The 23,141-nt window shown below is 62.7% G+C and carries 24 protein-coding genes; 7 read left to right on the top strand and 17 right to left on the bottom strand.

All coding sequences use genetic code 11. The annotated features are described in order from the left end of the window. Window positions 1–270: 270 nt before the first annotated feature. Together ABJF10_RS07470 and ABJF10_RS07475 are read right to left on the bottom strand one after the other, a co-directional pair. The gene (locus ABJF10_RS07470; RefSeq protein ID WP_348543911.1) at window positions 271–1,971 is read right to left on the bottom strand and encodes a protein kinase; all 1,701 of its coding nucleotides are present in this window, start codon (window positions 1,969–1,971) and stop codon (window positions 271–273) included. A gap of 38 nt (window positions 1,972–2,009) precedes the next feature. Next, window positions 2,010–2,831 (bottom strand): ATP-binding protein, encoded by an 822-nt coding sequence (locus tag ABJF10_RS07475; RefSeq protein ID WP_348543912.1) that lies wholly within the window; start codon window positions 2,829–2,831, stop codon window positions 2,010–2,012. A gap of 269 nt (window positions 2,832–3,100) precedes the next feature. On the opposite strand from ABJF10_RS07475, the gene ABJF10_RS07480 reads away from it, so the two are divergent. Then, window positions 3,101–4,270 (top strand): protein phosphatase 2C domain-containing protein, encoded by a 1,170-nt coding sequence (locus ABJF10_RS07480; protein ID WP_348543913.1) that lies wholly within the window; start codon window positions 3,101–3,103, stop codon window positions 4,268–4,270. Window positions 4,271–4,295: 25 nt separating this feature from the next. Here the strand turns inward: ABJF10_RS07480 and ABJF10_RS07485 are convergent, their stop codons facing one another. The 3 genes from ABJF10_RS07485 to ABJF10_RS07495 form a co-directional block, all read right to left on the bottom strand. Further along, window positions 4,296–4,433 carry a hypothetical protein gene (locus tag ABJF10_RS07485; RefSeq protein ID WP_348543914.1) on the bottom strand — a complete coding sequence of 46 codons (138 nt, stop codon included), beginning with the start codon at window positions 4,431–4,433 and terminating at the stop codon, window positions 4,296–4,298. 92 nt (window positions 4,434–4,525) lie between these two features. Then, on the bottom strand, window positions 4,526–4,840 hold the full coding sequence (locus tag ABJF10_RS07490) for a hypothetical protein (protein WP_348543915.1): 315 nt from the start codon (window positions 4,838–4,840) through the stop codon (window positions 4,526–4,528). A 144-nt stretch (window positions 4,841–4,984) separates the two neighbouring features. Next, window positions 4,985–5,368 (bottom strand): VOC family protein, encoded by a 384-nt coding sequence (locus ABJF10_RS07495; RefSeq protein ID WP_348543916.1) that lies wholly within the window; start codon window positions 5,366–5,368, stop codon window positions 4,985–4,987. A 144-nt stretch (window positions 5,369–5,512) separates the two neighbouring features. Between ABJF10_RS07495 and ABJF10_RS07500 the strand changes: the two genes are divergently transcribed. From ABJF10_RS07500 to ABJF10_RS07510, 3 genes are read left to right on the top strand one after another with little or no spacing between them, the layout of a single operon-like run. Then, window positions 5,513–8,194, top strand: coding sequence for a glucosidase (locus ABJF10_RS07500; RefSeq protein WP_348543917.1), 2,682 nt, complete (start codon window positions 5,513–5,515; stop codon window positions 8,192–8,194). Beyond that, entirely contained in the window at window positions 8,191–9,876 is a 1,686-nt protein-coding gene (recJ, locus tag ABJF10_RS07505; protein WP_348543918.1) for a single-stranded-DNA-specific exonuclease RecJ, read from the top strand. Before ABJF10_RS07500 ends, recJ begins: the two co-directional genes overlap by 4 nt. 17 nt (window positions 9,877–9,893) lie before the next feature. Next, complete coding sequence (locus ABJF10_RS07510; protein ID WP_348543919.1) at window positions 9,894–10,778, top strand: hypothetical protein; 885 nt, start codon at window positions 9,894–9,896, stop codon at window positions 10,776–10,778. A 70-nt stretch (window positions 10,779–10,848) separates the two neighbouring features. Here the strand turns inward: ABJF10_RS07510 and ABJF10_RS07515 are convergent, their stop codons facing one another. The 5 genes from ABJF10_RS07515 to ABJF10_RS07535 form a co-directional block, all read right to left on the bottom strand. Further along, the gene (locus tag ABJF10_RS07515) at window positions 10,849–11,013 is read right to left on the bottom strand and encodes a hypothetical protein (protein WP_348543920.1); all 165 of its coding nucleotides are present in this window, start codon (window positions 11,011–11,013) and stop codon (window positions 10,849–10,851) included. 102 nt (window positions 11,014–11,115) lie between these two features. Next, entirely contained in the window at window positions 11,116–11,373 is a 258-nt protein-coding gene (locus tag ABJF10_RS07520; protein ID WP_348543921.1) for a hypothetical protein, read from the bottom strand. Window positions 11,374–11,773: 400 nt separating this feature from the next. Next, complete coding sequence (gene cls, locus ABJF10_RS07525) at window positions 11,774–13,204, bottom strand: cardiolipin synthase (RefSeq protein ID WP_348543922.1); 1,431 nt, start codon at window positions 13,202–13,204, stop codon at window positions 11,774–11,776. 63 nt (window positions 13,205–13,267) lie between these two features. After that, window positions 13,268–13,660: a type II toxin-antitoxin system VapC family toxin gene (locus ABJF10_RS07530; protein ID WP_348543923.1), complete on the bottom strand. Its 393-nt coding sequence runs from the start codon at window positions 13,658–13,660 to the stop codon at window positions 13,268–13,270. Continuing rightward, the gene (locus tag ABJF10_RS07535; protein ID WP_348543924.1) at window positions 13,657–13,941 is read right to left on the bottom strand and encodes a hypothetical protein; all 285 of its coding nucleotides are present in this window, start codon (window positions 13,939–13,941) and stop codon (window positions 13,657–13,659) included. The genes ABJF10_RS07530 and ABJF10_RS07535 overlap by 4 nt, the downstream gene beginning before the upstream one ends. A 107-nt stretch (window positions 13,942–14,048) precedes the next feature. Between ABJF10_RS07535 and ABJF10_RS07540 the strand changes: the two genes are divergently transcribed. Continuing rightward, entirely contained in the window at window positions 14,049–15,593 is a 1,545-nt protein-coding gene (locus tag ABJF10_RS07540) for an arylsulfatase (protein ID WP_348543925.1), read from the top strand. A gap of 7 nt (window positions 15,594–15,600) precedes the next feature. Beyond that, the gene (locus ABJF10_RS07545; protein WP_348543926.1) at window positions 15,601–17,082 is read left to right on the top strand and encodes a PKD domain-containing protein; all 1,482 of its coding nucleotides are present in this window, start codon (window positions 15,601–15,603) and stop codon (window positions 17,080–17,082) included. A 111-nt stretch (window positions 17,083–17,193) separates the two neighbouring features. Here the strand turns inward: ABJF10_RS07545 and ABJF10_RS07550 are convergent, their stop codons facing one another. From ABJF10_RS07550 to ABJF10_RS07560, 3 genes are all read right to left on the bottom strand, one after another. After that, on the bottom strand, window positions 17,194–17,580 hold the full coding sequence (locus ABJF10_RS07550; RefSeq protein WP_348543927.1) for an Hsp20/alpha crystallin family protein: 387 nt from the start codon (window positions 17,578–17,580) through the stop codon (window positions 17,194–17,196). Window positions 17,581–17,670: 90 nt separating this feature from the next. Next, on the bottom strand, window positions 17,671–18,132 hold the full coding sequence (locus tag ABJF10_RS07555; RefSeq protein WP_348543928.1) for an Hsp20/alpha crystallin family protein: 462 nt from the start codon (window positions 18,130–18,132) through the stop codon (window positions 17,671–17,673). A 209-nt stretch (window positions 18,133–18,341) separates the two neighbouring features. Then, the gene (locus ABJF10_RS07560) at window positions 18,342–19,328 is read right to left on the bottom strand and encodes a type II secretion system F family protein (RefSeq protein WP_348543930.1); all 987 of its coding nucleotides are present in this window, start codon (window positions 19,326–19,328) and stop codon (window positions 18,342–18,344) included. A 51-nt stretch (window positions 19,329–19,379) separates the two neighbouring features. Here ABJF10_RS07560 and ribD point away from each other — a divergent pair, with 51 nt between their 5' ends. Further along, the gene (gene ribD, locus ABJF10_RS07565; RefSeq protein WP_348543931.1) at window positions 19,380–20,414 is read left to right on the top strand and encodes a bifunctional diaminohydroxyphosphoribosylaminopyrimidine deaminase/5-amino-6-(5-phosphoribosylamino)uracil reductase RibD; all 1,035 of its coding nucleotides are present in this window, start codon (window positions 19,380–19,382) and stop codon (window positions 20,412–20,414) included. On the opposite strand, the gene tsaB is transcribed toward ribD, so the two are convergent. From tsaB to ABJF10_RS07585, 4 genes are read right to left on the bottom strand one after another with little or no spacing between them, the layout of a single operon-like run. After that, the gene (tsaB, locus tag ABJF10_RS07570; RefSeq protein ID WP_348543932.1) at window positions 20,371–20,997 is read right to left on the bottom strand and encodes a tRNA (adenosine(37)-N6)-threonylcarbamoyltransferase complex dimerization subunit type 1 TsaB; all 627 of its coding nucleotides are present in this window, start codon (window positions 20,995–20,997) and stop codon (window positions 20,371–20,373) included. The genes ribD and tsaB overlap by 44 nt on opposite strands. Continuing rightward, window positions 20,994–21,410, bottom strand: a complete 417-nt coding sequence (gene tsaE, locus ABJF10_RS07575; protein ID WP_348543933.1) for a tRNA (adenosine(37)-N6)-threonylcarbamoyltransferase complex ATPase subunit type 1 TsaE — start codon at window positions 21,408–21,410, stop codon at window positions 20,994–20,996. Before tsaE ends, tsaB begins: the two co-directional genes overlap by 4 nt. After that, the gene (locus tag ABJF10_RS07580) at window positions 21,382–22,314 is read right to left on the bottom strand and encodes a thiamine-phosphate kinase (RefSeq protein ID WP_348543934.1); all 933 of its coding nucleotides are present in this window, start codon (window positions 22,312–22,314) and stop codon (window positions 21,382–21,384) included. Before ABJF10_RS07580 ends, tsaE begins: the two co-directional genes overlap by 29 nt. Continuing rightward, complete coding sequence (locus ABJF10_RS07585; RefSeq protein ID WP_348543935.1) at window positions 22,311–23,138, bottom strand: CPBP family intramembrane glutamic endopeptidase; 828 nt, start codon at window positions 23,136–23,138, stop codon at window positions 22,311–22,313. Before ABJF10_RS07585 ends, ABJF10_RS07580 begins: the two co-directional genes overlap by 4 nt. Window positions 23,139–23,141: the final 3 nt, after the last annotated feature.

The raw sequence follows: 23,141 nt of genomic DNA on the forward strand, positions 1-23,141 counted from the left end.
TCGTTTTCATGGGCTGTAGCGGAAAGGGTGGCGACCTTAGCGCAAGGGGCGGGCGGGTGCCAATGGTACTTTGTGTCACATGGGGGCGGGCGGGGCGGTCGAAAAAACGCGCCGTCATGCTGAGCTTGCGAAGCACCTCTGATATCTGCCTTTCCTCACCAGTGCAGTCGGAAGGTTACGCGATGATCGTGATGACAGCTACGTGACAGATGCCAGAGCGATTTCAGAGGTCCTTCGCAAGCTCAGGATGACGGGCTTTTCGACGCCTTCTCAAAACGGCAGGTGCGGGATGCCGTGGCTGGGCGCATTCCGCGGGATGTACCTTTGCCAGTCGGTCGAACCGGAACCGGAACCCGAATGCGACGATCCTTCGCCGCTGCCCTTGGAACGGCTGCTGGTGTTGCCCGACTTCGAGCCGGTGCTCCCGGTCACCCGTGTCCACAGCACTGGGCTGGGGTCGTTCGCGCCGGTCGTCTGCAGTTTGGTGGACTTGAATTCGTAAGGGGTATCGAAAGTGGCGTGCGTGACGGCGGAAATCTGGTGCATGACTCCGCCCTGACAGCTCAAGGTGCCCGTGTCGATCGTGCTGCCGGCGCGGCTCAGCGAGTAGCGCCCGTCTTCCAGTTGTTCCCAGCGCATGACCACGAATCCACTGGGTCCCGTGACCTTGGTCGTCCAGGTGCCGACCAGCTTCGGGTCGACGATCGGGCCGGCGGCCGGACCGGGCGTGAAGTTGGGTATCCAATTGTCCACTCCAGGGTTCTTGCTGGGCGTGGGGCCGACGACCAAGGCCTGCGGTGTCGAGGGCACCGGCGTGCTGATGCTGAGGGGACCGGAAGAAGAGGTGCCGTCGGACTTGAAGCTGGGCGGCGGGGTCACTTCGGCCGTGAGGGTGGGCTTTGGCTCTGGATAGGCATTGGGCGTGGGGGTCGGCGATACCGCTTTCCAAATCGCCCACCCGCAAAACAATACGCCCACCGCCGCCACGCTCGCGGTGGTCCGCGGATGATCGAACACGATCGTCGCTACCTGCCGCAGGCGCTCCATCCAGGCTTCGTGCGGCGAGACGGCCAGCATATCCGGCTGCGCGGCGACGGCGCCCTTGCCGAGTAGACCGCGCCAGATCATGACCGATTGCGGACGGTCCTTGTGCTCGACGGCCAGCGCCTTGTCGATGGCGTTGAGAAATTGCGCGGTGTATTGCCCGGCGTACTTCTTCGCCAGAGTGACGCAGGTGTCGTTCTTGATGCGGCGCGTGGCCTCGGGCGGCTTTTCGCCATGGATGCCGCGATACATCACGCCGGCCAGCGCGTAGATGTCGGACCATGCCCCCTGTTTGCCGTCCTCGTAGTATTGCTCGAAAGGCGCGTAGCCGATGGTGACGATGCTGGTGAGCAGCTTGGACCCGGTGACCGCCTGGCGGGCGCTGCCGAAGTCGAGCAGCAGCGGACGGCCATCGTCGGTGATATAAATGTTCTCGGGCTTGATGTCGCGGTGGAGGAAGCCGGCGCGGTGCACCTTGTCGAGGCCGGAGAGCAGTGGGTCGAGCAGGCCACGCAACTCGGCTTCATCGGGCCGGCGGCCGAGATTGGTGAACCATTCGGCGAGGCTGCGGCCGTCCTCGTACTTGGTGACCATGTAGGCCGTGCCGTTGGCCTCGATCATTTCGTAGACGTGGACGACGTTCGGGTGCTCGCACGCGGCGAGCGCGCGGCCTTCTTCCAGGAAGCGTTCGCGTGCCCAGGCGAGGTTGCCTTCTTCGCTCTTCGTCTTCGCGATCACCGTGGTGCCATCGAGGCGCGTGGCGATCTCGTTCGGCAGCAATTCCTTGATCGCGACGCGGCGGCCCAGGGTGTGGTCATCCGCCAGGTAAGTGATGCCGAAGCCGCCGGCGCCGAGCACCCCCTTGAAGCGGTATTTTCCGAGCTGATAGCCTGCGGGTAGCGCAAGGCGATGTTCAGTGGCGATCATGACGCGTGGATCGGTAGGTATTGAGTTTGCCATGATTCCTAGGCCGCGACAATACGTAACTCAGTATTGGCGGCGGTGTTTGTGGTAGCGGATTCCGCGACCGGGATGAGGAGGTGAAAGGTGGTGCCCTTGCCGAGTTCGGTCTGGAGGCTGAGTACGCCGTCGTGGCTTTCCACGATGGTGCGCACCGAGGCGAGGCCGAGGCCGGTGCCCTTGCCGGGGGCCTTGGTGGTGAAGAAGGGGTCGAAGATTTTCTCGCGGATCCGCTCTGGGATGCCGCTGCCGGAGTCGGTGACCTCGAAGAGGACGTAGCGGCCGGTCTTGGTGTTGGCGGTGCTCGCCCGGAGGGTGAGGGTGCCGCCTTCGGGCATGGCGTCGCGGGCGTTCACCGAGAGATTGAGCAAGGCGCGGTGCAATTGCGTGGGGCTGCCGGTGATGCGGGGCAGGGCTTCCGGGGCTTCGACGCGGATACCGATGGAGCCGGGGAAGGTGGCCTGAGTGAAGTCGCCGATCTCCCGGATGAGCGCGCTGGGGTCGATCTCGCTGCGCTCGGTGTCCGCGCCGCGGGAAAAGGCGAGGACTTGCTTCACGAGATCCGCCGCGCGCAGGGTGCTCTTCTTGGCGATGTCGAGCAGGACGAGGTGGCTGGCGTCCCCGAGATGCGGGCGGAAGATTTCCAGCGACATGAGGATCGGGGAGAGGAGGTTGTTCAGGTCGTGGGCCATCTTGGCGACCTGTGTGCCAAGCTCCTGAAGGCGCTCGGCGTTTGCGTCCGCCTCGGTGGAGAAGGAGCGTTCGTCCAGCAGAGAGGCGAGGTTGCCGCTCGTGCGCGGGGCCAGGGTGTCGGAAAGGAAATTCATGGGCGTGTGTCTTTTTTTGTTCTTCACATGGCTGTTAAGAAAACCGCCGCGCCTGTGACTCAACCCGGCGCAGATTTTTGCGCGAAAGCCTGATTCGAAGGTGGAGTTACACTTGCAACATGTTCATGATGAGTGTGTTGCAACTATGTTAAATTCTGGAATTAAATTTTGAGGCCACGCTCGACCAACCCAGCGAATCCAGTCCATATTGACGGCTGTCTCGTTCCAAATATCGCCGCCTCAAAGCTTCTTCCGCTGCCGCAGATTCAATGAGTCAGTCCGCTTCCCATGACGGTCCCCGGTTCTTGCTAAACGCGTCGCAAGGCCCCCGCGCCGAACAGCAGGACTCCGGCATCTGCCTGCACAACGATGTGCAGGGCACGGCGTTGCTCGTGGTGGGCGATGGCGTGGGTGGGCGCAGCGGCGGCCGCATCGCTTCGCAGAAGGCCACGGAGATGGCGTCGGAGCTGTGGGAAGAGCGCAAGGGGAACCTGGCCAAGCCGGCGGAGGATCTCGCGATGCTCTGCCAGGTGGCACACGAGCACATCAATAGCGAAGGCGCCAAGCTGGGCATTTCCCCGCGGACCACGATCGTCGCGATGTATCTCACGCCCACGCACGCCTGGTGGGTGCACTCGGGCGACAGCCGGCTTTACCACTTCCGCGCCGGCGAACTGGTCGAGCGCACCGAGGACCATTCGCTGCTCGAGATGATGGTCCAGCGCGGTGCCGTGAAGGAGGAGGACATGGGCTCGCACCCCGACCAGAACACGCTTCTCCAGTCCCTCGGCGGGGAAGAGTTCGTGTCGCCCTCCACGGGCGACGCCGAGATCACCCCCGACGACGGTTTCCTGCTGTGCACCGATGGCTTCTGGGAGCGCACCACACCCGAAGAGATGGCGGCCCTGGTCTACGCGGAGCGCGCCGGGGTCACCGGATCGTTGGAGCAAGCCGTGGAGCGCGCCGTCGAGCGCAACGGCCCGAAGGGCGATAACGTCACCGTCGCCCTGGCGCTCCCCGCGCGGGTGAAGGTGGTGGTTGCCCCCATGGCTCCCCGGCAAAACGTCGCCCTGTTGGCCGGCGCCGCCGTGATGCTGCTCCTGGCGGCCCTCCTCTTCTTCTGGCCGGAGCACCGGAAACCGGCGGCTTCCGAAGAGCCTGCCATTCCCAGGGCTGTGCCGGTGGAAAGGACTCCGACAGTGGAAGCGACGAGCCCGAAAACCGCGCCGGTGGAGAAGCCGATCGCCCCCCAGATTACGCTTCCCAGCGACCCGCCACTGGATCGGTCTACCCCCAGTGTGGGTCCGACCCCGATTGCCGTCCCGCTGCACCCCTTTCGCCCCGAAAACGCCGTCCCCGCAGAACCTCGCAAACCCAAGCCAAAAGACTACAGCATCCGGGATTCCTCCCTGGATGACCGGCCCAAACCGGCCAATTGAACCGCGGGCGTTTTACAGAGGCCGGTCAAGCTCTGGCCAGAGTCAGCGGCTGCGCGAGGAGGACCAATTCACGACCGATGCCGGCCGCAAAGAAGCGCCACTTGGAAGGGCGGCGGATGATGCAAACGAGGTGGAAGTAGATCCGGGTGAGATTGGCATTCATACTCCGTTCTTGTCAAAAGCCCGCCCCCTTGTGACGCCCCAGGACAAAGATTTTCGAAAAATCTTTCGGGAGCCTGATCCCCCCGAAAGCCGCTATTTCACGGATTCTTCAGAGGAGGCGAGCTGTTCTACCTTCTGCCAGTCCAGAACCTGCCGCAGGACCGGCCAGATCCTCGTCGCGCGCCGAAAGTAGCCGATGTCGCGCGCCAGCATCGTTACCAAGGCGACCGCCAGGTAGCTGGTGACTCTCCAGCCGCCCGCGCAATAAAACAGCGCCCCGACAAACCCAAAGAAAAACAATAGATAGAAATAGATGGGCAAGTTGGCGCGGAACAGTCCGAGGACCGTCATGGACCGCTCGCGGTACTGAAGATAAACCCGAAGGTTGCGACGCTGGAGAGGTGTCATGAATAAGTTCCTTTTTCACCATGGTGATACCGGCCCACGAGTCTCCACGCAACTCGCGACGTCACACCGTATCCCACGATCAGAATCCCGTCAGTGACCACCCCCGGGGCTTTCTGCGGGCGCCGCCCCCGCGCGATGCTGCCGTCAGGCCGGAAGCGCGAAATGCGGATTCTCGATCACGCCGAAAATATTGTCGAAAGGATCGAAGACCGTCCCCACCTTGATGCCATCGCCGACCTCGACTACGGCGGAATGTTCCCTGGCACCGAGAGAAAGCAGGCGCGCCATGGAGGCTTGGGCATCGGCCACACCCCAGTAGGCCACCGAACTGCCGGATCCTTCCGCCATCTCTGGATGGAGACCGAGTTCATAGCCGCTGACATTGAAGCCGACATAAAACGGTTGGTCGAAATAGGGTTCGATGCCGAGGACAGCAGCATACCAAGCCTTGGCCTGGGTAATATCCGGCGCCCGATACAGAACGGTATAGATGCCGCGGAAGTGGGAATTCTTGGTGGGAGGGCTCATGGGTGGATAGTTTAATTATATGTTCATAAGAACACAATCTATTTCCTGAAGCATTCGCGAATCGGGCGATCCGCCATTTTTTTAAAAGACCATGCGCGCGTCACAATTTGACGCCGGGGGCGGGGATGCCTCAGCGTAAGGCGAATGTCTGCCCACCTTACCCCGGAACACCAGCGACTCGAGGAGGACGCGGCGCGCAAAAAGAACTGGAAACGCTGGGGTCCGTATCTCGCGGAGCGCCAGTGGGGCACGGTCCGGGAGGATTATTCGGCGAACGGCGATGCGTGGAACTATTTCCCGCACGACCACGCGCGCAGCCGCGCCTATCGCTGGGGCGAGGATGGCCTCCTCGGTATCAGCGACCGCGAATCCCGGCTGTGCTTCGCCCTCGCGCTGTGGAATGGGCGCGATCCCATTTTGAAGGAGCGCCTCTTCGGGCTCACGAATCCCGAAGGCAACCACGGCGAAGATCCCAAGGAGGTCTGGCACTACCTGGATTCCACGCCCACGCATTCCTACATGCGCGCGCTCTACAAATATCCGCAGGCGGAATTTCCCTACGCCCGGCTCGTCGAGGAAAACGCGCGGCGCTCGAAAGAGGAACGCGAATTCGAGATCGAGGACACGGGCATTTTCGACGAGTCGCGCTACTTCGACGTCATCGCCGAGTACGCGAAGATCGATCCCGACGACCTCCTCATCCGCATCACGCTGGCCAATCGCGGGCCGGAAGCCGCGCCGCTGCACGTGCTGCCCACGGTGTGGTTTCGCAACACGTGGGTGTGGGGCTGCACGCATGAGTATTGCACGCTCAAGCCGCGCATCTCCCAACTCGACGAGCATTTGCTCACCCTGCAGCACGAGACCTTGCGCTCCTTTCGTTTCGCCGCCGAGACCGCGGCGCCATGGCTCTTCACGGAAAACGAGACGAACAACGAGCGGCTTTTCGGCTCGCCGAATTTGTCGCCCTATGTGAAGGACGCGTTTCACGCGGCGGTGGTGCAGGGCGACAGCGCGGCGGTAAATCCACACGGGTTCGGCACGAAGGCCGCACCCCATTACACGCTCACCATTCCGGCGGGCGGCGAAGTCGTCCTGCGTTTCCGCCTCGCCGCGTCGCACGACTGGCCCACGATCCCCTTCGGGGATTTCGAGGGAATCTTCGCCACGCGCCAGGCCGAAGCCGATGCCTTCTACGAGGCCAAGTGCTCGCGGGCGCTCAGCCCGGAGCAGCGCCGGGTGATGCGCCAGGCCTACGCCGGGCTGTTGTGGTCGAAGCAGTTCTACCATTACGTCGTGAAGGACTGGCTCGCGGGCGATCCGAATATGCCCCCGCCGCCGGCACAGCGGCTTCTCGGGCGCAATCACGACTGGCGCCACCTCTTCAATGCCGATGTCATCTCGATGCCGGACAAATGGGAATACCCGTGGTACGCGGCGTGGGACCTCGCGTTTCACATGATCCCCATGTCGCGGATCGATCCGCACTTTGCCAAGCAGCAGCTCCTGCTCTTTCTCCGCGAATGGTACATGCACCCCAGCGGAGCCCTGCCCGCCTACGAGTGGAACCTGCGCGACGTGAATCCGCCGGTGCACGCCTGGGCCTGCTGGCGCGTTTACAAAATCAGCGGCGCGGCCGGCCAGCGCGACACCGGATTTCTCGAGCGCGCATTTCAAAAGCTGCTCATCAATTTCACCTGGTGGGTGAACCGCAAGGACGTGCAGGGCAAACATATCTTCGCCGGCGGCTTCCTCGGGCTCGATAACATCGGGCTTTTCGATCGCTCCAAGCCGCTGCCCTCCGGCCAGTCGCTCGCGCAGGCCGATGGCACGGCGTGGATGGCCTTCTATTGCGGCACCATGCTATCCATCGCGCTCGAGCTGGCGCGCACCAATCCCTCCTACGAGGACATCGCGTCGAAATTCCTCGAGCACATGGTGGAGATCATCGATGCGATGAACGACGTGGGCGAAGGCGGGCTGTGGGACGAAACGGACGGCTTCTACTACGACCAATTGCTCATCGAAGGCCGGCGCACCGTGCCGCTGCGGGTGCGTTCGCTCGTCGGCCTGCTGCCGTTGTTCGCCGTGGAAATTCTCGACCAGGAGACGATCGATCAGTTACCCGGCTTTTCCCGGCGGCTGAAATGGTTTGTGAAGTACCGCTTCGATCTCGCGCAAAATATCTCCTATCGAAAAACGCACACGGCCGATGGCACGAGCGTGCGCCGGCTGCTGGCCATCCCGACACGCGAACGGCTGGAACGCGTGCTGAAATACGTTTTCGATGAAAACGAATTCCTCGCGCCCAATGGCATCCGCTCGCTCTCCCGCACTTATTACGAAAAGCCGTATCACCTGCGCATCGACGGCTCGGAGTACAGCATCGATTACGAGCCGGCGGAATCGCGCACGGGGATGTTCGGCGGCAATTCGAACTGGCGCGGGCCGATCTGGATGCCGATGAATTATCTGCTGATCGAGGCGCTGGAGCGCTATCACCATTATTGGGGCGATGACCTGCAGCTCGAGTTCCCCACGGGTTCCGGCAACCTGATGAACTTGAAGCAAATTGCCCGTGAGATCGCACGCCGGCTGACGAACCTGTTTTTGCCCGATGAGAACGGGCGCCGCCCGTGCTTCGGCGACGACCCGCGCTATGCCAACGATCCGCATTGGAAGGATCTCATCCTCTTCCACGAGCACTTCTGCGGTGAGTCGGGGCGCGGCCTCGGCGCGACCCATCAGACTGGGTGGACGGCGCTGATCACGCGCTGCCTGAACATGGTGGCGAGGAACGAAGAAGAGGCCGTGGAGCAGCCATGACCCGCTGGATTTTTCCCTCACCGATCGAAGCGGGCGAAGTGCGGCGGTTCGCCGGCGAGGCGGGTGTAGCGCGGTTTGCCGCGGAATTGCTGCTGCGGCGCGGTATGAGTTCGGCGGACGACGCGGCCCAGTTTCTCGAGCCGCGGCTGAAGTCGCTACGCGATCCATTTCTGCTGCCCAACATGGCCGTTGCGGTGGAGCGGATTCTTGCCGCGATCGACCGTCGCGAGCGCATCGTGCTCTACGGCGACTACGACGTGGACGGCGTGACTTCGCTCACCCTGCTTACGCGGCTGCTCCGGGCCATGGGCGCGGAACCCGCTTGTTTCCTGCCCTTGCGGGCCGATGAAGGTTACGGCCTGAGCCCCGATGGCGTGGCGCGTTGCGTGAGCGAGCATGCGCCGCAACTCGTCATCGCGGTCGATTGCGGCACCTCCTCGGTCGCGGAGATCGCGGCGCTGAAGGTGCAAGGCATCGATGTCATCGTGCTCGATCACCACGAGTGCAAGGAAGCGCTGCCCGCGTGCGTGGCACTGGTGAATCCCAAGCTGGGCGACGACTTTCACTACCTGTGCAGCGTGGGCATCGTCTTCAAAGTCGCCCACGCCCTGCTCAAGCAGCGCCCCACGGAAAGCTTCGACCTGCGCGATTGTCTCGATCTCGTCGCGCTCGGCAGCGTGGCGGACCTGGTGCCGCTGCGGGGCGAGAACCGCGTCTTCGTGCGCCGCGGGCTGGTGCAACTCGCGCAATCGAAATGGATTGGCTTGCGCGCACTGGTCGAGGTGAGCGGATTGAATGCGCCATTCAGTCCGGGCAATATCGGCTTCGGCCTCGCCCCGCGCTTGAATGCCGCGGGACGCCTCGGCACCGCCCAAGACGCGCTCGAACTTCTCCTCACCGACGATGCCGGCCGCGCGCGTACCCTGGCCGCGAACCTCGACGTGCAGAACCGCGAGCGGCGCACGGTCGAGGAGGCCGTCTTCCAGCAAGCCGAAGCGCAGCTCGTGGAATGGTTCGACGCCGCACGCGATGCGGCCATTGTCGTCGGCGCCGCTGGCTGGCATCCGGGGGTCGTGGGCATCGTCGCGTCGCGTTTGCAGAAGCGCCATCATCGTCCCACCTTCGTCGTGGGCTTCGATGAATCGGGCACCGGCAAGGGCAGCGGACGCAGCATCCAGGGCCTTTCGCTGGTCGCGGCGCTGGATCGTTGCGCGGATTATTTGGAAAAGCACGGCGGCCACGAAATGGCCGCGGGCATGACCTTGCGTGAAGCCCGCTTCGCCGAATTCCGGCAGGCCTTCTGCGCCTGTGCGCGCGAGATCCTCACCGACGAACAATTGCAGCCGCGCCTGCACGTCGATGCCGAGCTCACCCTCGGCGAAATCGATTACGACCTGCTCGACGAGCACGAGTCCTTGCAACCCTTCGGTATGGGCAACCCGCAGCCCCTCTTCGCCGCCCGCGGCGTCACCCTCGCCGGTGAACCCCGCGTGATGAAGGAGAAACACCTCTCCCTCATCCTCCGCCAGGCCGGCGACGAGTACCGCGCCGTCTGGTTCAATTCCGCCGCCCAGGAACTGCCACGCCTCCCCTGGGACGTCGCCTTCCAAATCGAGCGCAACGAATGGCAGGGTACCGTCACCCCCCAGATCCACATCAAGGCCGTCCGCCACGCGGATTAGGCTCTTAGCTATCTCGCATGCCAAATACAGATCAGAAGGAAGGTCTTGAACGCAACCTTGAGTTGCTGGCCAATTTCGGACGGCTTAAGAAGAAACGGAGCAGTGCCACTAACCTTCACGACCCACAAGTCGCTCGTTCAGTGTTGGACTGGAGAGAAGCCTTAATAAAACCGCTTCCGCCCCCGCCACCGGATCGCTTTGTGCGGCAACTGCGGTACACGGAAAACGGCATGCGCTTCACGTTGAGGGTGAACGCTGAGTTCATCGTGATCGACGTAGATGCACCGTTCGGCGGAAATATCCTTTGCTCGTTCGGCTGCAAACCCCGTCTCCACGCCTCTTTCGCGCAAAGCAACACACTTTCTACAACTTTTGGGGTTCCTGTATTTCTCGAGTCTGGCTCGATGTCGCAAGATGCGCCTCCATTATTGGGTCGTCTTTCGATCCTGGAACGCGTCCGCGAACTTCGTCTTACCGGGCTGGAGAGCTTGCATATCCGAAATGGCCAAGCTGCGCTCTATCTGCGGCGGTACAGTTTTGAGCATCTCGTGCAGATAGTCTCTATCCTCAAGGCCATTCTGGCGGAGCTCCCTGAGAGCCAGGAAGCGAAAGTCGATTTGCGACAGCTTCCCGCCGAGTTTCATAGCCTTATTTCACTTATTACCAAATGGGGTATCAGCGATGACGATGAGCGGAACGAGCGCCTTTCGAAAGCGTCCAGTCGGACACGACAAAAGCTGATTGCGACGGTCGCACCGCAATTCAAAGCCATCAATCGCTACCTAGGCTCGTTTAGAGATGAGCCCCTTCCGGAGCACGCATCTATGCTCGGCGCGCTTGCAGAGTGTGCAGCGGAAGCACAGGTTGGCATCGGCGATGAGAAGTCGAAATTAACGGGATAGACTCGATTTCGGAACGCCCTTGTCTTTGAAGCTGAGCTTCGTCCGCCGATACTGCTGGCGGGCGATTTATTCAGGGGTGCTTGTAAATCTCCCGGCGATTGCCGACGTAGTGCAGATAGAGGCGCCCGAGATTCACGTCGAACTCGTAAAGCACCCGGTAGTCTCCGACGCGGAGCTTGCATTCGCTGCGGCCCTGGAGCCGCGAATGGGGATAGTTTTGGAGACGAGCCCCCATTTCGTCCACCTTGCTTTGCACCGCATTCCGCACCGCAGCAGGGAGCGCGTCAAACGCGCGCGAATACGTGTGCGACCAAATTTGGAGCGCGCCCGGCACCTGCTAGACGGGCTGTCGGGTGGTGCACTGGCCATCCGCAATTTCCGCCCGCGATTGATCCAACTTCGCTTTCACGTCATCCGTGAGTTCGAATGCCTCCTCCAGGTAATCCTCGATCCAAACTCGCAATTGCTCGACCTCGGCGCGGGAAAGTCGGGGAATGGCTGCTTCGATTTCCTGAATCGTGCTCACACTGGGATTGTAGTCCGTCGGGGCGGAAAGGAAAGCCTTTCGTCCTTCATCCTCGTTCCGAAGTTGCACTTCGGAACGCCCTTGTCTTCGAAGCTGAGCTTCGTCCGCCGAATCGACTTAGAGGCGATTTCTCTTGACGACATCGACATGAGCGCTAAAATTAGAAGATGACACGGGTTATATTCGCTCAAATATGGGTTCGTGGAGACGACTGGAGTCGGGATCGACTGTTTACTGCCCGACAAAAACTGTGGCGTTCTCCGACTCTCCGTTACAGAGGAAATCGCAGCGAATCGCACCCAATCGCACCCATGGATAATCCAACCCGAAATGGCCCAATCGCCCGGCTGCTCCAAGGCCGTGCGCCAGTGTCAATCGAGCCTGATCGTGTCCAATCGTGCCTAATCGTGGCCCAATTTTTTCCGGTCGCCGGCGTCACCCAATGGAACGGATGGCTTTGCGGGCAGCGTTACAAGAGCGGCGCGAGCGGGCGCAGGACGCTTTCCTTCCAGCGCTGCTGCCACGGGCGCTGGAGGAATTCCTCGTAGAGGATCGGCCGGGAATCCTGATCGAAGTCCTGGCGGAGGACGGACTCGAGTTCGGCGGCGCGTTCAGGGTCGCGCACGAGGACGTTCAACTCGAAATTCAGCCGCATGGAGCGGATGTCGAAATTGGCCGAGCCGACCATGAGCCAGTGGTCGTCGATGAGCGTGACCTTGGCGTGGTTGATGCCTTTTTCGTACTCGAAGATCTTCACGCCGAAGCGCAGCAACTCCTCATAGTAGGAGCGGCCGACATAGATGAGCAGCGGATGATCGGATTTCCCGGAGATGAGCAAGCGGACATCGACGCCGCGGGCGGCCGCGAGCTCAAGCGCGGTGAGCAGCGGCTCCTTCGGCACGAAATAACCGGCGGTGAGCCACACGCGGCGGCGCGCGGTGTTCAGCATATGGACGAGCGACATCTGGATCGGGTCGTCCGGCGAGTCGGGCCCGTCGGGCATGGATTGCACGAGCAGGCGCTGCGTGACCGACGGGGCGGGATAGTAGCGCCGGTCGAGCAGCTTCTCCTCGGTGGCGAAAAACCAATCGTCGGCAAAAGCCATCTGCAAGCGCTTGGCCGCGCCGCCCGTGAGCTCGATCTGGATGTCGCGCCACGGGCCGATGGCGGGATCCTCGCCGGCATATTCCCGGGCCATGTTCATGCCGCCCACGAAAGCAATGTGGCCATCGATGATCTGGAGCTTGCGATGGTTGCGCAGGTTGAAGGTCCAGCGATTGCGCAGCGGATGGGCCGTGCGATACCACGCGAACTTGCCGCCGGCCTGGACGAGCGGGTCGAAGAAAGAACGCCGCAGGCCGAAGCTGCCGATCTGGTCGAGAAGTACGCGCACTTCCACCCCGCGCCCGGCGGCGGCCACAAGATGTTCGCGCAGCTCCTGCCCGCGCGGGTCGTCGCGCCAGATGAAGAACTCGATGTGAACGTGTTCGCGGGCTTCGTCGATGCGCTGGCAGAGCGCGGGAAAGAATTGCGCGCCGCCGATGAGCAGGCGGGTCGATTCGACGGAGGAGACAGCCAGCTCGTTGATTTGCGAGAGGAGCTCAACATCGGCCCGTTCGTCGTCGGGCAGCGATTCCACCAAGGCGCGGGTGAAGGCCGTAATGCGGCGTTCCGCGCGTACGCCGGAGGCGGCCATTTCCCGGCGGGCGCGCAGCTTCTTGCGCTCGATGCGCTCGGTGCCGAAGACGAAGTAGAAGAGCGGCCCGACGTAGGGAAAAAGAATGACGGCCCAGATCCAGGCGAGCGTGGAGACCGGCGGCTTGTTGCGCAGGAAGATGTGCGGAATCACTCCCAACGTGAGGAGATAGCCGACCCAGACGATGGACCAATGAAGCTGCACACCTTTAACTGGCGCGGAAATCGCGTCTTCGGCAAGCGCCGAGCGGCGCGAAAGAGCAGCGCGCTACCGAGGGGTCACGGCGTAGCCCCGATGGCGCTTCGTCATTTCTCGATCGAAGGTGGCTACGGACTTGCAGCCCGCCTCACGGCAGCGATCCACGATCAATTCGTCCGACAGATCCGCACCGTCCCGCAGGGCGCGCAAAGCGCCGCGGATGCGCCCTTCGTTTTCGAAAGCGAGGTTTTGGACAGTGAGCAGGCGGGCGAAGGCCTCGGCGATTTCGTCGGGCGTCCATTGGTAGAGCGAGCTCAGGACCCAATCCGTTTCGACGAGCACCAGATCGGGAACGAAAAACATCGCGCCCTTCTTCAGCAAGAGCGCGAGCACCTGCCGCAACTGCTCCTCGTCGTCCTGCGCGAGATACCGGACCAGCACATTGGTATCCAGCCCGATCATCGCCCCGCTCGCTTGAAGCGCCGGGCGGCGCCGCTGGCCATGGCCTTTTTCATGTCTTCCACCTTCACCGGCTTCGCGGGCTTCTTCTTGGGAAAGCTATCGGCAATGTCCTTGAAGGTCGCGGACTTGGCCGTCAACAGGACCGCACCATTTTCCAGCACTTCGTAAGCGAGAATCGAAGAGGGCTTCGCCTTGAGCAACGCCACCACGGCCTTAGGCAGGGTGGTTTGGTTTTTCGAAGTGAGCGTGGAAGAATAAACCATGCAAGGAATTTGCTTCATTTCCGTGATTGCGTCAATCCGCAAGGAATCACTGCTTATCCTCCTGCGCAAAAACAATTGAAACTACCGGGGAGCATCGGTGTTCTTGCGCCGCACCTTCCCCCTTCATGAAAACGACCCTCCTCGCCGCGTTTCTTTTGGTCATCGCCACTGAGTTGCCGGCGGCGGATGCAGCGCACCCGCCCAACATCATCCTCATGATGGCCGATGACATGGGCTTCTCGGACATCAGCCCGTACGGCGGAGAGATTCACACGCCGAACCTGCAGCGGCTGGCGGATGAAGGCCTGCGCTTCACGCAGTTCTACAACAACGCGAAGTGCACGAGCACGCGCGCCTGCCTGCTCTCTGGAATGTATCCGCGCAACAACGGCAACTCGATCCCGCGTGGTATCCCGACCATCGGCGAGACGATGCGCGCGGCGGGCTACCAGACGGGGATGAGTGGCAAATGGCACCTCGGCAACAAGGCGCCGCAGCGGCCGTTCGATCGCGGATTCGACGAATACTACGGGCTGATGGACGGCGCGGTGAACTACTTCAATCCCGCGCAACCGGATCCGGCCTTCAAGGGCGGGAAGGTGCGCACGTTCGGCCATAATGACCAACTGATCACCGAGTTCCCGAAGGACTTTTACACGACGGATTATTTCACCTCGCACACCATCGAGACGATCGAGCGCTTCGCGAAAACGGGGAAACCGTTCTTCATCCATCTCGCGTTCAATGCGCCGCACTACCCGCTGCAGGCGTGGCCGGAGGACATCGCGAAGTATCGCGGCCAATACAAGATGGGCTGGGAGGAATTGCGCCGCCAGCGTTACGCGCGGCAGATCGCGATGGGGGTGGTTGATTCCAAGTATGCGCTCTCGCCAACGGATTCGCAGTCGTATGATTTTGCGAAGGCGAACCAGGATTGGGAGGACCTGCGCATGGCGACTTACGCCGCCATGATCGATCGCATGGATCAAAACATCGGCCGCGTCTTGAAGAAGCTCGACGAGCTTGGCATCGCGAAGGACACGCTGGTGCTCTTTCTCTCCGACAACGGCGGCTGCACCGAGGAACCCGGCGGACGGGACGACACGCAGCAGCCCGGCATCGTGAGCACCTATACCGCCGTGGGTCCCGGCTGGGGCTGGGCGCAGAATACGCCCTTCCGGCGTTACAAGAGCTGGGTCAACGAGGGTGGCATCAGCACGCCCTTCATCGCGCGCTGGCCGGGCCAAGTGAAAGCCGGGACGATGACCGGACAGCTCGCGCATATCATCGATGTACTGCCGACCTGCCTCGAGCTGGCCGGCGCGCCGCCGCTCGCGGAGATTAACGGTGAAAAGACCAAACCACTCGAGGGCCAGAGTCTCGTGCCAATCCTGCGGGGCGGCACGCGCCCGGCTCCCGCGGAATTGTGCTGGGAGTGGGCGGGCAATTGCGCGATCCGCCATGACCAATGGAAGCTGGTGTGGGACACGCTCAGCCGTCCGCTGAAATGGGAGCTTTACGACATCGAGGCGGACCGTACGGAATTGCGCAATCTCGCGGATGAGAAGCCGGAGCTCGTGAAGGAATTGAGCGAGGCCTACGCGCGCTGGGCGAAGGCCACGGGCCGGCGCCTGCCTGGTGAGAAGGGAAAGAAGGGGAGCGACGAATGAGAACCGCATGAAGATCGCCTTCTTTCTCCCGATAATCGTAGCCGCGCTCGTCGTTGCCAGCGGGGTTCAAGCCGAGATTCCTGCGCCGACCATGGCACCCACCTTGCGCGCGGTGGACTTGAAGATCGGCGAATCGACGGCAGTAACTTTGGCGGATGGGAGTACGGCGGTCGTGAAGCTGCTCGACGTCCAGGAAGCGGTCGATTCCATGAGCAAGGCGGTGCGCGAGGCGAAAGTGGAAGTGGAGGTGAATGGCAAACACGCGTGGCTCACGAGCGCGAACTACAACCTTCCGCAAACCGTCGGCGGCGTGCAGATCGATTGTCCGATCACGCGCGGCTACAAGGCGAACAGCACCGAGGACTCGTGGGGGCTTTTGAAGGATGCGCGCCTGCGCTTGTGGCCGGCGGGCTCGCCGTGGGTGGAGCCGGGCACGTTTGTCTATCCGCTGAAACAGCGCTGGTTCGCGACGATGACGCAGTTCTCGAACGAGCCGACGTATGTCGATGGCGGCGACAAGCCGGACCGGAAGAAGATCTACTATCATAACGACCTCGATTTCGGCGGCTGCGAGGGACTGGTCGAAGTGGTCGCGGCGACAGACGGCCTCGTGGTGAGCGTCTCGAACAGCACGCTACCGGACTTCGAGGCAACACCGGTGCGGCCGCGTTACGATGTGGTGTATGTGCTGGATGATCGCGGCTGGTTCTATCGTTACAGCCATTTGCACACCATCGATCCGGAGATCCGGAAGGGCACACGGGTGAAGATGGGCCAGCGCATCGGCATCCTCGGCAAGGAAGGTGCGAGCGGCGGATGGTCGCACCTGCACTTTGGCATCAAGAGCCGCCAGCCGTCCGGCGCGTGGGGTACGCAGGAGGCGTATGCATTCGTGTGGGAGGCATATCTCCGCGAGCAAAAGCCCGCCCTGATCGCCGTGGCGCGTCCGCATCGCTTTATTCGCGTGGGTGAAAAGACCACGCTTGATGCCTCCAAGTCCTGGGCGGCCTCGGGCAAGATCGCCGGCTACGACTGGACTTTCACCGACGGCAGCAAGGCCAGTGGCGCGAACCTCGAGCGCACCTATGCCAGGCCGGGCTCCTACAGCGAAGTGGTGAAGGTGACGGATGATAGCGGGCACGCCAGCTACGACTTCGCCATCGTGCAGGTGATCGGCGAAGACGAGAAGAACATCCCGCCGGCCATTCACCCGAGTTTCTCACCCACCATGAACCTCAAGCCGGGTGACAACATCACTTTCAAAGTCCGCACTTTCCGCGATCGCGGCGGCGAGACGTGGAACTTCGGCGATGGCTCGCCGATGGTGAATGTGCAGTCCGACGGCAATGCCAAAGCGCTCGCCAAGGACGGCTACGCGATCACTCAACACGCGTTCGCCAAGGCGGGTGACTACATCGTGAAGGTCGAGCACACCAATGAACGCGGTGAGAGCGCCGTCGGACATTTGTGGGTGCGGGTCGATCCATAGACTACTCCTCACCGCCAGAAAGCACGACCTCGTGGCGCGCGGCCACGAGGTCGTGGGTTACCGAAACCAAATGTTTGCCGAAGCCGGGTTCAACTTGCCCGGCCGGCGGCTTTAGCCGACGGTGATCTTGCGCGGCTTGAGGGCCTCTGCCTTCGGCAGATGGAGCCTCAGGACGCCTTGATCGACCTTGGCCGTGATGTTCGTGGCATCGATCGAAGGATCGAGCTCGAACGTGCGGCGGAAGTCGCGGACGCGGGACTCGCGATAGACTTCGCGGCCGCGGTTTTCGACGACAGCGCGGCGGCCGACGATGGTGAGTTCCCCGTTCTCGACGGTGAGCTCGACGCCATCTTTGCCCACGCCGGGCAGCTCGGCTTCGAGGACGTAGCCGTCCTTGGTTTCGAGGACATTGGCCAGCGGGGTGACATAGCTCGCGCGGTTGGCGCCGTTTGGCGTGGCGCAGGATTCAGAAGCAGGTTTGTTCAAGGTGGTGTTCATAGTTTTTTGAAAGGTGGTGGATGTGGTTTGTGGTTTGTTTCCGGCGGGCCATGGCAACCCGCCTGAAAGCGGATCAATTCTTCGTGTTTCTTAGGAAAGGCTGATCGCGATTTGTTTCGGCTTGGCTTCCTCGGCCTTGGGGAGCGTCACCGCCAGGATGCCGTCCTTGTAGGAGGCGTTGACCTTGCTGGAGTCGACGGTGGCGGGCAGGGTGACGCTGCGCTGGAACTTGCCGAAGTAGCGCTCGCTGCGGAAGGTCTCGCCTTCCTTCTTCTCGGTCTCGCGCTTGCGCTCGCCGGAGATGGTGAGGATGCCGTCGTGGAGCGACAGGTTGATCTCGTCTTTCTTCAGGCCAGGCAGCTCGACCGTGACGACCAGGTTGTCCTTTTCGTCAAAGACATCGAGGGCCGGAGTCCAGCCACTGAAGGGGCTGCGATCGCGGCTCTGTCGCGGGAGTTCGAACAGACGGTTCACTTCATCGCGCAGCGAGGAGAAGCGGTCGAACGACGACCAGCGGGAGAGTTGAGGGAGTTGATAACGGATAATGCTCATATGGTTCAGGTGAAGTTGGTTTTGGTTTCTTCACCTTCTCTATCCAGCTTGGGAGGTGCCACTCGCTATTTGGGTGGATTAAAATATCATAAGTAGTTTGCGGTAAACATTTTAAGAAAATTAATCTCTGGTGGGTTCGCTCCAGATTAAGAGCCACTATGTCCCATATAGTGCCCGCAATGAAACTACTGAGTTGCGTCGATATGGCGCTATTCCCCCAGCCCAGCCCGATAGTAGGGAACGATGGTCGTTTGAATCAGACCGAGCATCTTCCAACCCAAGTACATGACGATCGCGACATAGATGACCTTGGGCAGCCAATCGGCAAATCGCTCCAGCGCGGAGAGCGCCCGGTCACGAAACTCCCTGGCCATGCGCCGCAGTTCGTCATCGAGAGAACCCGTCTCTTCCCCGACGATGAGGGCCTGCGTCAGGTCGGTTGGAAAGGCATCGCTGGCGGCGAGCAGGGGGCCGACTTGCGAGCCAGCGCGGATCCGCGGCAGCGCGGAATCGACAGCGGACCGCACCAAGCCGCTAAGACTGGATCGCCCGGCGGACTGGACCGAGTCGATCACATTGATGCCGGCGTCGAGTTGCATGCCGTAGACCGTGCAGAAGCGGGAGAGCGCGAAGGCGCGTCGAATGTTGCCGAGCAGCGGGATGGAAATCAGCAGCCGATCCAGCGCCGCGATGCCCTCGGCCCCATCGCGGAGCAGCGGCGTGGCGAGAGCTACGATGAGGATGGCGCCGTAAAAAAAGAAGAAGGCCGTCCCGACATCGTGCCAATACTGATGGGCATCCTTCAGCACCATCGTGGGCACGTTCAGGACGAGGATGCCGAAATGCAGCAGGAATATCGGATAGGCGCAGCGGTCGCGGATTTTGACGCGGGCTTGATGCAGCGAGCCGAAGTATTCCGAGAGCTCGCTCAAGCCGCGCTCGAGGTGGCCGCTCTTTTCCACCGCGGAGATGACGGCAATCTCCAGCGGAGTGACGATCGACGGTTGGGCCGCAAAGGCCTCACCCACCGTGTGTCCGCTGTGCAGCGATTTGCGGGCGGCTTCGATCAGCCGGCGGGCATCGCCCCGCGCGGAGGGAGCGAGCTTGTCCAGCGCGGAAGGGAAGGGAATACCGGGACGGACGAGCTGCGCCAGGCTGTGATAAAGTCTCTGCTTCTCCCGGAGGGTGAGTGACACGGCGTGAAGTTCCGGGTTCAAACGAGTGTGCGCAAGTTCTAATCTAACAGCATGCACGACGAAAAACACATGCGGGCCGCCCTGGCTGAGGCGCGCCGCGGGCTGGGCCACACGAGCCCAAACCCTGCGGTCGGCGCCGTGATCGTGCGTGGCGGGCGCATCATCGCGCGCGGGTTTCATCGTCGCGCCGGGTTGCCCCATGCGGAGATCGAGGCGATCCGGGCCTTGAAGAAACCGGGGCTGGCGAGCGGCGCGACGATCTATGTGACGCTGGAGCCATGCTCGACGCATGGCCGCACGCCGCCTTGTGTGGGGGCCATTATCGCGGCGGGATTTGCGCGGGTGGTGATCGGGACGATCGACCCGAATCCCGACCATGCCGGGCGCGGGGTGAAGCTGCTGCGCGCGGCGGGAATTCAGGTGACGACGGAAGTGCTGGAAGCAGAATGCCGGGCGTTGAATGTGGCGTTTAATCATTGGATCGTGACGAAGATGCCACTGGTCATTGCGAAGGCGGGCATGTCGCTCGATGGCCGGCTCACGCGTCCGCCGGGCGAAGGCCAATGGCTCACGAACGCGGCCGCGCGGGCCGACGCGCATCGCCTCCGCGCGCAAGTGGATGCCATCCTGATCGGGGCCGAGACCCTGCGCTGCGACAACCCGCGCCTCACGGTGCGCGGCGTGCGCGGGGCGCGGCAACCGTGGCGCATCGTGGTGACGCGCAGCGGGAAATTGCCGAAGGACGCGCATCTCTTCGCGGATGAGCATCGCGAACGCACGTTGGTCTATCGCGGAAAATCGCTGCGCGCCGTGCTGCGCGATCTGGGAAAGCGCCAGGTCACGAGCGTGCTGATTGAAGGTGGCGGCGAAGTGTTGGGAGAAGCTTTCGATCGTCACTTGGTACAGCGGGTGAACTTCTATCTGGCGCCCTTGCTCTGCGGCGGACCGACTGTCGCCGTGGGCGGGCGCGGCGCCGGCTCGACCGCGGAATCCGCGATCATTCGCAACCCGGTTTACACCCCGCTCGGCGACAATCTGCGGCTTACGGGCGAGGTGGAATACCCGGGCGCGATTTCGGCTGCGTGATGTGCGGCTCGCGCAGGTAGATCGGCTCGAGATCGTCGGTGGCAGTAATGCCGCGACCGGCAGCGGCGAGATGTGCGAGGAGGACGGCGGAGGGAAGGACGACTTGGGCGGCGGGGAACTGCGGCACCGCCGCGGTGGCGTAGACGGGTAGCGCGCCAGCAGCGGTCAGGCGCTCGGTGAGTTCGGCTTCGGTGGCGAGCAGCGGTCCTTCGATGCAGACGCCTTGTTCGATGCGCGAGAAGTAGAAGCTCTCGCGGCGCGCATCCCCGATGGCGAGGTAATCCCGCGCCGCGGTATCGAGCGCCGCGACCGAGGGGATGCCGACCAGTTTTGCCCCCAGCGCGAACCGCAACCCGAGAGCCGCGGCGATGGAAATGCGCACGCCCGCGTAGGAGCCTGGCCCGAGACCAATGGCGATGCAATCGACGTGATCGGCCAGCGCCCGCACTTTCTCGAGAGTCACGAAAAGGGATGCACTGTGGCTGCGGTCGGCGGTGAAGCGCTCATCGAAGAGCAACGCGCCGTCGGCGAGCAGCGCGACGCTACCGTCCGTGGCGGAGGTATCGATGGCCAGCGTGATCATGCGGAGTACTCGATGGCGCGCGCGCCGTCGGGACGATGGGTGAAGCGGAACCACCAGGTATGCGCGGGAAGCAAGGTGGGGAATTTGTCCGCCCATTCGATGACGCAGACACCATCGCCGTCGAGGTACTCGTCGAGACCGATCTTCAGCGCCTCATCTTCGTCCTCGAGCCGGTAAAAATCGAAGTGATAGAGCGGCAGCCGCCCGCCGAGGTACTCGTGGATGAGTGTGAAGGTGGGGCTGGTCACGGCGGCGTCCGCGCCGAGGGCGGCGGCGACGCCCTTGACAAAATGAGTCTTGCCCGCGCCGAGATCGCCGCAGAGCGCGACGACGTCGCCACGTTGCAGCGTGGCGCCCAGCGCGCGGCCGTGGGCCATGGTTTCTTCAGCGCTGTGCGAAATGGTCGTAGCCACGGGGCGAAGGATGAAGGGTGAAGGAGGAAGGATGAAGGAGATGGCCGATGCGGGTGAGCGGGAGGCGCGGGAAACGCTTTTTCCAAGCGGCTTCCAAGGCAGTGGCGGAGCGCGGGGCGAGGGCGAAGAGGAGTTCAAAATCTTCACCGTCCGCCATCGCTTGGGCTGTTGTGCAGCCGGGATTGAGGGGGATGCGGTCTTCCTGGATGACGTGGCTGCAACGACTCGCGGCGGCGAGGCGGGGCAAGTCGGCGGCGAGGCCATCGCTGAGGTCCATCATGGCGCGGGGCTTGAAATGGGAGACCAGCCAGCGCGCTTCGTCGAGGCGTGGGTGAAAGTCGAGATGCTTGCCGGCCAGGGAGCCGCCGAGCCGGCCGGTGACGTAAAGGTAATCGCCGGGACGCCCGCCGGAGCGGAGCACGCAATGCTTGCGCTCGACCCAGCCGGTGAGGGCGATGCTGAGGAAGAGCGGGCCGGGCGAACGCGACGTTTCACCGCCGGCGATAGCCACGCCATATTTCCGCGCGGCTTTGCACAAGCCGGCGTAGAGGGCTTGCACGCGGGCGACCGGCGTCGTGGCCGGCGCGGCGAGTGTGATGAGCGCATGAGCGGGCGTGCCGCCCATCGCGGCGATGTCGCTGATCGCGCGGCAGAGCGCTTTCCAGCCGACGCGTTGGGGATCTTCCGCGGCGAGAAAGTGCACGCCCTCGACGACGGCATCCGTCTTCAAGAGCTGCCAGCGCTGGTCCCGCGGACGGCCGATGACCGCGCAATCATCGCCCGCGCCGACGAGCACCTGCGCATCCAGCGGCAGCCCCTGCGTGAGGGCGGCGACGAGACGATCCTCACCCCAATCGGCGAGGGAAGCGGGAGCAGTTTGTGGTGCCCGGCGGGGGGACTTCACGGCGCGGCGGTGGGCTGCGCCTGGGCGTAAATGACGAGCAGGCTGGTGAGATTGAAAAGCGCGTGCATGACAATGGGCACGACCAAGGAACCGGTGCGCTCGTAGGCGATGTTGAGACACACGGCGAGAATGAAGAGGCCGGCGAAGGAGGGGAGATGGGCGTGAAACGCAGCGAACAGCAAACAGGCGAGAAGGCCGGCGCCCCACGGACCGATATAGCGTTTCCAGACGCCGTAAAAAAAACCGCGAAAGAGAAACTCCTCGCAAATCGGCGCGACGATGACGGCGGAGACGAGGATCTTGCTCATCGCCGAAAAGTCGTGCTGCCGGGCCACTTTATTGAAGAGATCCACGAGAGGCTGGGGTTCGACGTTGCCGTGCGTCGCGAAGAGCGTGATGGCCTGAGCGACGACCTGCAGAGGAAAGGCCGCGAAGATCAATCCGACCGCCCAGCCCAATACGGCGAGCGGCCCGACACGATTGAGACCGAAGGTGCGGAGCAGGTTCAGACCGCGGAAGCGCATGAACCCCGAGATACCGGCTACAAAAATGAGGAGGAGCAGCGAGCTGGGCAGCAAGGCATCAATGTTCGCCGGCGGCTCCTGTCCTCCGTGGCGTTGGAAGGCGGATACCGTGAGCATGGCGAAGAAGCCGGCGAAGACGAACGTCATGAGCAGCTCGGGCAGGCCGAGTTCATCGACCAGCACCTTGCCGCCATCGCGCATCACCCGGCGCACCTGCGCGCCATAGATGGCGAGCGAGACGAGGAGGAAGAAGCCGGCGGCCAGCCAGGCCTCGGGCGGAGTGGAAGCGGGAACCGGCAAGCG

This window comes from Chthoniobacter sp. (assembly GCF_040003245.1).
GTDB lineage: Bacteria > Verrucomicrobiota > Verrucomicrobiia > Chthoniobacterales > Chthoniobacteraceae > Chthoniobacter.

Coding starts and splice junctions, on each gene's coding strand:
- ABJF10_RS07485 (WP_348543914.1), bottom strand. CDS start 4,433: ATGAATGCCAATCTCACCCGGATCTACTTCCACCTCGTTTGCATCATC.
- ABJF10_RS07540 (WP_348543925.1), top strand. CDS start 14,049: ATGAAAACGACCCTCCTCGCCGCGTTTCTTTTGGTCATCGCCACTGAG.
- ABJF10_RS07470 (WP_348543911.1), bottom strand. CDS start 1,971: ATGATCGCCACTGAACATCGCCTTGCGCTACCCGCAGGCTATCAGCTC.
- ABJF10_RS07480 (WP_348543913.1), top strand. CDS start 3,101: ATGAGTCAGTCCGCTTCCCATGACGGTCCCCGGTTCTTGCTAAACGCG.
- ABJF10_RS07510 (WP_348543919.1), top strand. CDS start 9,894: ATGCCAAATACAGATCAGAAGGAAGGTCTTGAACGCAACCTTGAGTTG.
- ABJF10_RS07490 (WP_348543915.1), bottom strand. CDS start 4,840: ATGACACCTCTCCAGCGTCGCAACCTTCGGGTTTATCTTCAGTACCGC.
- ABJF10_RS07555 (WP_348543928.1), bottom strand. CDS start 18,132: ATGAGCATTATCCGTTATCAACTCCCTCAACTCTCCCGCTGGTCGTCG.
- ABJF10_RS07475 (WP_348543912.1), bottom strand. CDS start 2,831: ATGAATTTCCTTTCCGACACCCTGGCCCCGCGCACGAGCGGCAACCTC.
- ABJF10_RS07495 (WP_348543916.1), bottom strand. CDS start 5,368: ATGAGCCCTCCCACCAAGAATTCCCACTTCCGCGGCATCTATACCGTT.
- ribD (WP_348543931.1), top strand. CDS start 19,380: ATGCACGACGAAAAACACATGCGGGCCGCCCTGGCTGAGGCGCGCCGC.
- recJ (WP_348543918.1), top strand. CDS start 8,191: ATGACCCGCTGGATTTTTCCCTCACCGATCGAAGCGGGCGAAGTGCGG.
- ABJF10_RS07545 (WP_348543926.1), top strand. CDS start 15,601: ATGAAGATCGCCTTCTTTCTCCCGATAATCGTAGCCGCGCTCGTCGTT.
- ABJF10_RS07550 (WP_348543927.1), bottom strand. CDS start 17,580: ATGAACACCACCTTGAACAAACCTGCTTCTGAATCCTGCGCCACGCCA.
- ABJF10_RS07500 (WP_348543917.1), top strand. CDS start 5,513: ATGTCTGCCCACCTTACCCCGGAACACCAGCGACTCGAGGAGGACGCG.
- ABJF10_RS07515 (WP_348543920.1), bottom strand. CDS start 11,013: ATGGGGGCTCGTCTCCAAAACTATCCCCATTCGCGGCTCCAGGGCCGC.
- ABJF10_RS07535 (WP_348543924.1), bottom strand. CDS start 13,941: ATGAAGCAAATTCCTTGCATGGTTTATTCTTCCACGCTCACTTCGAAA.
- tsaB (WP_348543932.1), bottom strand. CDS start 20,997: ATGATCACGCTGGCCATCGATACCTCCGCCACGGACGGTAGCGTCGCG.
- ABJF10_RS07530 (WP_348543923.1), bottom strand. CDS start 13,660: ATGATCGGGCTGGATACCAATGTGCTGGTCCGGTATCTCGCGCAGGAC.